We start from the raw sequence: 7,824 nt of genomic DNA on the forward strand, positions 1-7,824 counted from the left end.
CCAATATATGGATTTCAAAAGGTGTTGAACAGCAGAGGAATGAAATGTCTGCACTTACTGATTTAATAAAATGCATGTCTTCGGATATAGACATTTGTTGGGGATTTGCTTGGGATGAATCATTAGCAGGACAGCAGGCAAAAGCGACATTGATTGCAGTGGATGTCAAGGCAAGAGCGACTTCGGTAATGGGGAATCTTACCTGATTAGTTGATTTTTAAGCGCAAGCAACAGTTTCCCGATCATTGGGGTTGGTCGTGTGGAGAATATTTCGTAATTTTGTGTTGTCGCAAATGCGGCAGACATCGCGGTATAAAGAATACACGAAAGTGTTTAACTGATTCTCAGAGATAAAGTCTGGAAAACTTACGAACGGGAATGAGTTGACAACTCTCTCGTCATGCATATGGCGTGGGAGACTGTTGCTTGTTTTAGTTCAAGGCATTTCCAGACGCCCATCTCTTGAAATAAGTTAGCAGTCCTCACGCTTTTCGTATTCCAAGTAAAATCTTCTTCGTGGGCTGGGAAGGCTAAAAGCATTTAGTGCAGATGGAAAAATTTCTCAAAATGTGTGCAGCTACATTCTTTTCAGCTGCAATGCTTGTCGGATTTATTGCGTGCAGCAATGGGAGTGTAGACCATAAGAAACTCAACAGCATGTTGAATACATCTCTAACGATGAACACAACGGATGCAAAACTGATATATCAAAAATCATCCGTTCAATCCCGCAGCAATGCAAATGGGGATGGCTATTTTAAATTAACATTCAATAATGACGAAGACCGTGTAGTTCTTCAAGATGCAGATGGGATGCCACTGGATGTCGGTTTTTATCTTAAAAGACTCTCAAACAAACATCTGCTCGTTCGCCCTGAATTTCATCCACAAGATTTTTATAACGGAGATTTTGATGAAATTTACATGGAACCGGAAGGTAAAGAACTTTATGCCAAGTGTGAAGAGCTTAATCGCACACGTCTGTTGGACGTAAAGACAGGAAAATCATACTTGTGGAATGTATACAATCAGTGGTCATCACCTATATATGGTGAATATATTGCACAATGTTACGAAATGTCTCCTACGAAATATCTTATCCTGACTGATTTGGAGATATTGATTATGGATTATTCCAATCCTGATAGAATAAAGATTATTCCTGTAAAGGCAGAAGGTGAAGAGGTAGATATAAGCAAGGTTGAATTTGACCAATTGGGGAATGTTGCCTATTGGTCAGACTCAATGAATATATGGCGAATAAGGACTGCTGACGGAAAGTATTATCAGGTGGATGAAAATAGGGATAGGTGGCAAGAGATGTTTGTGTTAAATGATTCTTTCTTTTTGTTTAACCCGGAGAAATCGCAATTGTTCAATATAGGAATTCATGACGGTACATCCGAGTTGACTTATGAGTTGATGGATTTTCCTTTTATAAACTCCGGTGATGTGAAGATTGAAGACTTGGTAATGTTTAATCCCATAAGACAATCCGTTGTATTTAGATGTAAATCACCTTCTATTGGAACCCAATACTACGAATTCTCCGGAAACAACAATGAGATGTATCCGGTGGTTTTGCCCAATGATTTTTCTGTTTATTTTACACATGATAAAATTAAAGGAAAAGGCTGGTTTGGAATCGGACAGGAAAAAATACAGTATCTGAATTTTGAAGATAATCAATTTAATGAATATCCTCTGACAGATGTGCAGGTAATTGAACACTCTATTGATAACATAAATGGAGTAGTGTATTTTTCCGGTTTCTCTTTAACAAATGGGGGAAAGGTAATTGGCTCGGTGAATTATAAGGGTGAGATAGATTTTAAAGCTTTAGATAACCAAGACAGCATTACAACCCTTATTCCAGTCAATTAAAAATCTCATTTAAACAGCTTCTAAAGTATTGAACAGCAGAGGAATGAAATGTCTGTCCCTTGCTAATAAAATGCCTGTTTTCGGTTATAGACATTTTTAACGTTAAAAATTGAGTCGTGGGATATCAAAACATTTACGGACGTATTGTCTATCCGGTAACAACCGATGTCGGGCAAAAGGATTATTATGAACATCTCAATTATTGGCATGTCTGCTATCAAAATACCAATAAGCTGGCTATACCGACACGGGATGATACGTTAGAATATCTGCAGTTAAAGGCTGAAGAAGGAAAACTCTGTTTTTGTCGGGATAAAGAATCTAAGAGTAAATATCGCAAACTTGAGCTTTATGAAACGCAATATGATTGGCGTCCTGAAAAAACGGGTGATAATAAATTTGTCGGGCTGATTTCACCGACGGGTGAACAGTTGTTGCCAAACTGTTTTGCAGATGTATTTACCCAATTCGATGCCATAAATAATAAGCCGGATTTTATTCCTGTCTCAAATGGCGAAGCATGGGCATTGGTGTCTCTGTCTATACGGCCGATAATGATGACTGATTTTCAGTATAACGCAATTGTTCCGGAACGATGGGGACGTAGCCTATTTTTCGTACAGGATAAAGCGACGATGAAATGGGGTGCCATGTCGGTCTTGTCGCCTTGTATAAAGATTAACGATAAACATACATTCGGATTAATAAAACTGGAGACAGTAATGCCTCCTATCGCCGATGAAATCTATGAGGATGAACTGATAACCGAAGAATCACCTACTATCTTCTTTATGACGCGCAGTGGCGATAGGATCGGCATACTGACCGACTTCGGTTATTCAGACATCATATATGATTCTTATGAGACAGATAACGCTAAATGCTCATTCAGGTTAATCAGACATGACCGTAAGAGGGCGCGCCGGGCGGATTACTGGCATCCGGACGGTAAGGATTTGTATCTGAACCGATGTCGTAAACACATATGTCGGTAAGCCTAACTTAAACATGTCTTTAAATGGATAAAATTAAGTTTAATCTGCTGCCCTAATTCTCTCCGCAAGCCTACATTTTGGCAACAAACGAAACAATCTGCGTATAATCTTTTGCCATTCGGCGAATTATGACTAAATTTGCGGTGCAGTATTCCTTTGGGGTATTGCACCCTTACATATTGGCTCAATCGCAGTCTGAATCACCACCTCGACAAAAGAACGAGCTAAAATAATAATCCGTGAGTGCGTGCCATACGGCGCGGACTTTCTCGTAGGATTATTATGGCTTGTGGTGAGCCAAGACTGCGTATGACGAAAGTCTGCGCTTTTGTTTTGTTGGCAAGTGCGCATACCAAGTCAAACGACATAATGGCAATAATGCACAAAACCAATAACATTACAAGCAAATGAAAAAAGTAATTTCGCTCATGTTGCTATTCGCAACAATGCTCACATTCACGGCTTGTGGCGGTGTTGATGAGCCGGACAACACAAAGTTATCAAAGACTGCCTACTCTATGTATCGCGAGGACACTCAGACAATTGAGGGCACCAATGTAGCTGACCTTGTATGGGAATCCGACAATGAGTTTGTCGCCACGGTAAAAAACAGCGCAGTTACAGGGCAGTACGTTGGCAAGGCCTCTGTAAAATCGGCAACCAAGAATCTCTCTTTTACGGTTGAGGTGAAACCGAGATACAACACTTATGAAGAACCATATTTAGAATGGGGTGCTTCAAAGTCCGCTATCAAAGCAAAATACGGAACTCCACAATCAGAGGACACTAACAGCCTCATCTATCAGACCTCCAACACTAACGCCCCCATAATGCTTTATGTGTTTGAAAACGGCAAGATGTCAACATGCGGTGTAGTATGTAAAATATCTACGGCTTATCAGTTAGGAGATTTCCTTGTGGAGAGATATGTTCCCGTTAAAGTGGATGTTGACAACTATTCAGCAACGCTACTTCATTGCTATGGAAAGATTAGCGACCCTCAGATTGACTACGGTGTTGCAATGCAATACAACTCATCAATAGGAGGAGTCCTTGTCGCATATACGGGTGTAAACAATTCAAAATCAAGGAGCGCAGAGGCAATAAACTTCCCAAAAGCATTTGAATCTCTTGAAAAAGCTCTGAAATAAAGCAACGGCATGTAGATACTCGCATTGATATTTGCAATCTGTTGGCTTGGCCCTGCACTTAAAGACGGTGGAAAATCAAATAAAAAATTTTTCTGACTCGCACCCCTGTGCCACAGAGAGGGCGAGCCGTTACCCCTGCACCCCTTATAAAGATGAGTCGTTGCCAGTAGTGGTGATGGCTCATTTGCTTTATATTCGTTGTGTGGAGTATGCGTATTATTCCGCAGACCTCACTTGGCAGGAATGTCAAACGATTATATTTCAGATGGTTTTCGCCAATTCGGGCAATAACCTCGACCAGTCCCAATGTGGATTCGTTGGCAGGACTCTCGACCAGTGCAAAAATGCGCTCGTTGAAGTTCCCGATAATACGGGAAAAGTCATAATTAAAAATCAAAGTTATCTTGCTCACTTCCGGCATCTCCAACATTCGCTCCTGAGGCGCATTGCACCTCTTTTCATTGCTCTGCTCCGCAGAAACCGGATTGCCCGCAAGTCTCTCACTTGTCAACTGCAAATATAACGGATTCTGGTGTCATATTAGTGCCGTCACATAGTTAAAGTTATCAAAATCTAAAGTTTTGATAACTCATCAATCAAAGCGGGTCTGCGTGGAGTGCGCGATTTCTGTTCTGTCACAATTTGTTCAGCTTCCTTAGTTCCTCCATATTTGATAAGCTTTCTTAAATATGTGACTCCTTCACGGTAAGAATCGCGATTAGATGCACGTTGAAAGTCGTTTCTGACTGCAGCGGCATACAGTTTGACTATTTCATCTTTGAATAGTTTTTTAACTTCTTTGGGCGCATCGTCAATATTATAGATTGATGGATTCTTACGAACATAGTCCATATATTCCTGCCACATCTTTTCTTGTGTGCATATATAAAGCAGACGTATGATATCCTTCTTGCCCTGCGCTTCGCTGATTAGTGTCTCTACATATTTCTTCCATTCATCCTTAGAGACAAGAGTCTTAAGACTGGAATACATCGATTCCATAGAGTATTCCTTTTCGCCCCATATGCCACCCTTGAAAAAGAAATGTCTGGCCAACTGGAGTTCATTGACCTTGTCTCCGATTTCGTGATAGGCTTTATATTTCCATTTATGCCAATCGCTGACAAGTCCCGCATACTTGGCGTCATGATTTACGCCATCTCCGGCAAGTCTAAGCACCTCGTCATAGTCAGCCTTGTCCCAAGCCATTTGAATGAGCCTGTTTCGAAAATCCGGGTTAGATACGTTGTCATACATAAATTTGATTTGATCCTCCGGACTGCCACTCTTCGACATTATTTCGAGCTTATATTTTTGAGCTGTTTCGGCATTGTGTTTTGCACTCCAGCTATCACCATTTGGCTTGATTGCATCCAAAGCCTTGATTATCCTGCTCTGTTTTTCCGAGGTATCGGCAAGTGAGATTGCCATTTCCATCCAATCCCACCACCAATCCCAACCTTTCAGATCCTTTTCAAAGAAGCGGGAAAGCGCGAGTTCAAAAATTTCAGCTTTAATATCTTCCGGCAGTGTCTCATTAGCGCACAGTTCATGCCATTTTTCAAAGCAAGCACTAACTATAGCGCCCAATTCTCCAGCACTGTCATCACCACTGTTAAGAATATCCTCAGAAATTGAAGCAACTCCCGTGAGCACGGCTACTGCAACCTCCCATTGCCCTTTTCTCATCGCATCTTCGGCTTCATCAAGAATGCGGGATACCGCACAGTTGAAATCGAATGTGGCACGATAGTCAATGTAGCCATGTCGGTCCGAATAATCCTCTATCAAATCCTCAACCCGTGAAGCATATTTTGCCGAATCCGGTTTAAACAGCGTCCCCGCTCCAAGCGCGAGAAACCTATCTTGAAGCTGTTTACTGTTGCAACATTCTTTTCTGATGAAATCAGCAATTTGCGTCTTATCAAGCTTCGACAAAAGCAAATCTACCTTATCTATATTCCTTGTTGACATTTTTCTATGTTTATGAATTCTTGTTAGCGGATTTCCACTCTTTAGCGACCTCGGTCAGACGATATTTCTGTTTCGGGTGCCTGGGCTGATCTGAATAAAGTCGCTCGATGGCACCATCAGATAGGGCAGGAGTGATATAATTCTCTCTAAATCGTTTGGCACTATTTAAATTGAATAATAACATTATATCTTTGAGAGACATGTAGTCTTCACCCATCAATTTAATCAATTGGGATACTTGGGTCGTGCTTGGGTCGTACTTGGGTCGTCCTTGGGTCGTCCTTAGGTCGTCCTTAGCCGGTGGTTGAGCGGTAGTTGGGCGGTAGTTGAGCGGTTTGTCATCTTCCTTGGAAGGCACTTGAGCGGTGCTTGAGCAGTGCTTGGCCGGTCGTTTGAATGATACATAAACGAAACCTCCGTCCCAACGCCATGTGGGTTCCTCGACGCCCTGCTCCTGGCAGGCTTCGATGATCCGTTTGGCTCCGGATCCCCAGTTCTCCAACCACATGGAGCGGTAGAGAACCTCCGCCATCTTCACATTGTAGGGATATGAATCATGGGGCTCCTTTATATTTTCAGGTGTGATTTGAGAAGGGAATATGCCGGGATTTCCTATTTCAACGCGGTCGTCATAAATTGCGATACTATTCAAGAGATTATATCGCTCCCATTGACGATGACAAAGAGAATTGATGATCGCCTCTCTCAAAGCCTTATAGGGAATTTCAAGTCTCTCCTCTCGCTGAAGACTGTGGTTGGTGATTTTGCCGCTGAGATTAAGATGCTTGAAGCAAAAGGCAAGCCCAGCATCAAGAAGGTCAAAGAAATTACCCTCTACGCGCATCTCATCAATAAACTCGTTCTTGTCTGTACCCAAGAAACGTGCCATTTTTATCTTGAAGTTATCGTACTCATCAACTTTGTCAGAAAACAGCATCGCGGCTCCGTTAGTCGGAATGCCATTCTTCAGCAACTTCCACTTCGACAGTGTATCGGAAATCGGTTCGCTCAATGCACTCGCAGGAATTCGACCACCTTCCACACCCATCCGGATGCAACCTCGGATATGCTTTTCATTCAGGTCTGCGAGAGCGACACCCTCTGCAGGGCGTAGTTCCCATGAATATGTTTTCGGCTCAAATGCTCTGATTCGCTCATCATACATATCCTGCGGCATTACCTTTGTAGTGCTCTCAACCTTGTAGTAAGGACATCCGTGGAAAGTATGCGGACGCTCGCCCCACACCCAACCATCGAAGTGCATAACAATCAACTTATGACCGGGATGATCAGGTACATCTACATAATCCGGGCGCATATCCACGGCTGGTTGAAGTCCTGCGATTGCCTGAGCAATCTCTCTTTGTGTGTCATCGGTCACCTGCTGACCGATTATCTTCAGCGACTTAGGCGCGACACCGAAAATCAGCCAGCCGCCCTCAGTATTGAGAAACGCGCATGCCGTATGCATACCGTCTTTAAGTTCGCCGGTAGTCTTCTTCAGCTCCAGAGTCCGCGACTCATCCGAAGCAATCAATGTCTTTATATCGTCAATTGTCATTTCCATAATTCAGTCAAAATTACTGAAAATCTTTGGAATTGCAGTGAGAAGAGAGCGAAAATGCGCTGAATGGCTTAGTATAAAATTGAAGAAAAACGGTCTCCAAATCATTGCATAGTTTGAACACAGAATTTGAACACAAGGGCATGAACATGGCGGCTGTCAATGGCGCACGAAATGAGTTGCGCCGGAGTTGTGTTCAGATTTGTGTTCAAAGTAAAAGAAAAAGCAGTTACGATTTATCTCGTAACTGCTTGAT

The 7,824-nt window shown here is 42.3% G+C and carries 7 protein-coding genes; 4 read left to right on the forward strand and 3 right to left on the reverse strand.

Features of this window, described 5'->3' with window-relative positions:
* The 4 genes from JX312_RS06180 to JX312_RS06195 form a co-directional block, all read left to right on the forward strand.
* The coding region (locus JX312_RS06180; protein WP_204457408.1) for a hypothetical protein at positions 1–206 on the forward strand (206 nt) is incomplete at its 5' end.
* Positions 207–549: 343 nt separating this feature from the next.
* On the forward strand, positions 550–1,884 hold the full coding sequence (locus tag JX312_RS06185; RefSeq protein ID WP_124030521.1) for a hypothetical protein: 1,335 nt from the start codon (positions 550–552) through the stop codon (positions 1,882–1,884).
* 116 nt (positions 1,885–2,000) lie between these two features.
* Entirely contained in the window at positions 2,001–2,879 is an 879-nt protein-coding gene (locus tag JX312_RS06190) for a hypothetical protein (protein WP_204457409.1), read from the forward strand.
* Between the two features lie 407 nt (positions 2,880–3,286).
* Positions 3,287–4,030: a hypothetical protein gene (locus JX312_RS06195; RefSeq protein ID WP_204457410.1), complete on the forward strand. Its 744-nt coding sequence runs from the start codon at positions 3,287–3,289 to the stop codon at positions 4,028–4,030.
* Positions 4,031–4,088: 58 nt separating this feature from the next.
* Here JX312_RS06195 and JX312_RS06200 read toward each other — a convergent pair whose 3' ends face one another.
* From JX312_RS06200 to JX312_RS06210, 3 genes are all read right to left on the reverse strand, one after another.
* On the reverse strand, positions 4,089–4,541 hold the full coding sequence (locus tag JX312_RS06200; RefSeq protein ID WP_123407752.1) for a hypothetical protein: 453 nt from the start codon (positions 4,539–4,541) through the stop codon (positions 4,089–4,091).
* Positions 4,542–4,603: 62 nt separating this feature from the next.
* On the reverse strand, positions 4,604–6,004 hold the full coding sequence (locus JX312_RS06205; protein ID WP_204457411.1) for a hypothetical protein: 1,401 nt from the start codon (positions 6,002–6,004) through the stop codon (positions 4,604–4,606).
* A 10-nt stretch (positions 6,005–6,014) separates the two neighbouring features.
* Positions 6,015–7,571 (reverse strand): Fic family protein, encoded by a 1,557-nt coding sequence (locus JX312_RS06210; protein ID WP_123407756.1) that lies wholly within the window; start codon positions 7,569–7,571, stop codon positions 6,015–6,017.
* Between the last annotated feature and the right edge of the window lie 253 nt (positions 7,572–7,824).

Source organism: Barnesiella sp. CU968 (assembly GCF_905219685.1).
GTDB classification, from domain to species: Bacteria; Bacteroidota; Bacteroidia; order Bacteroidales; family Muribaculaceae; genus Lepagella; species Lepagella muris_A.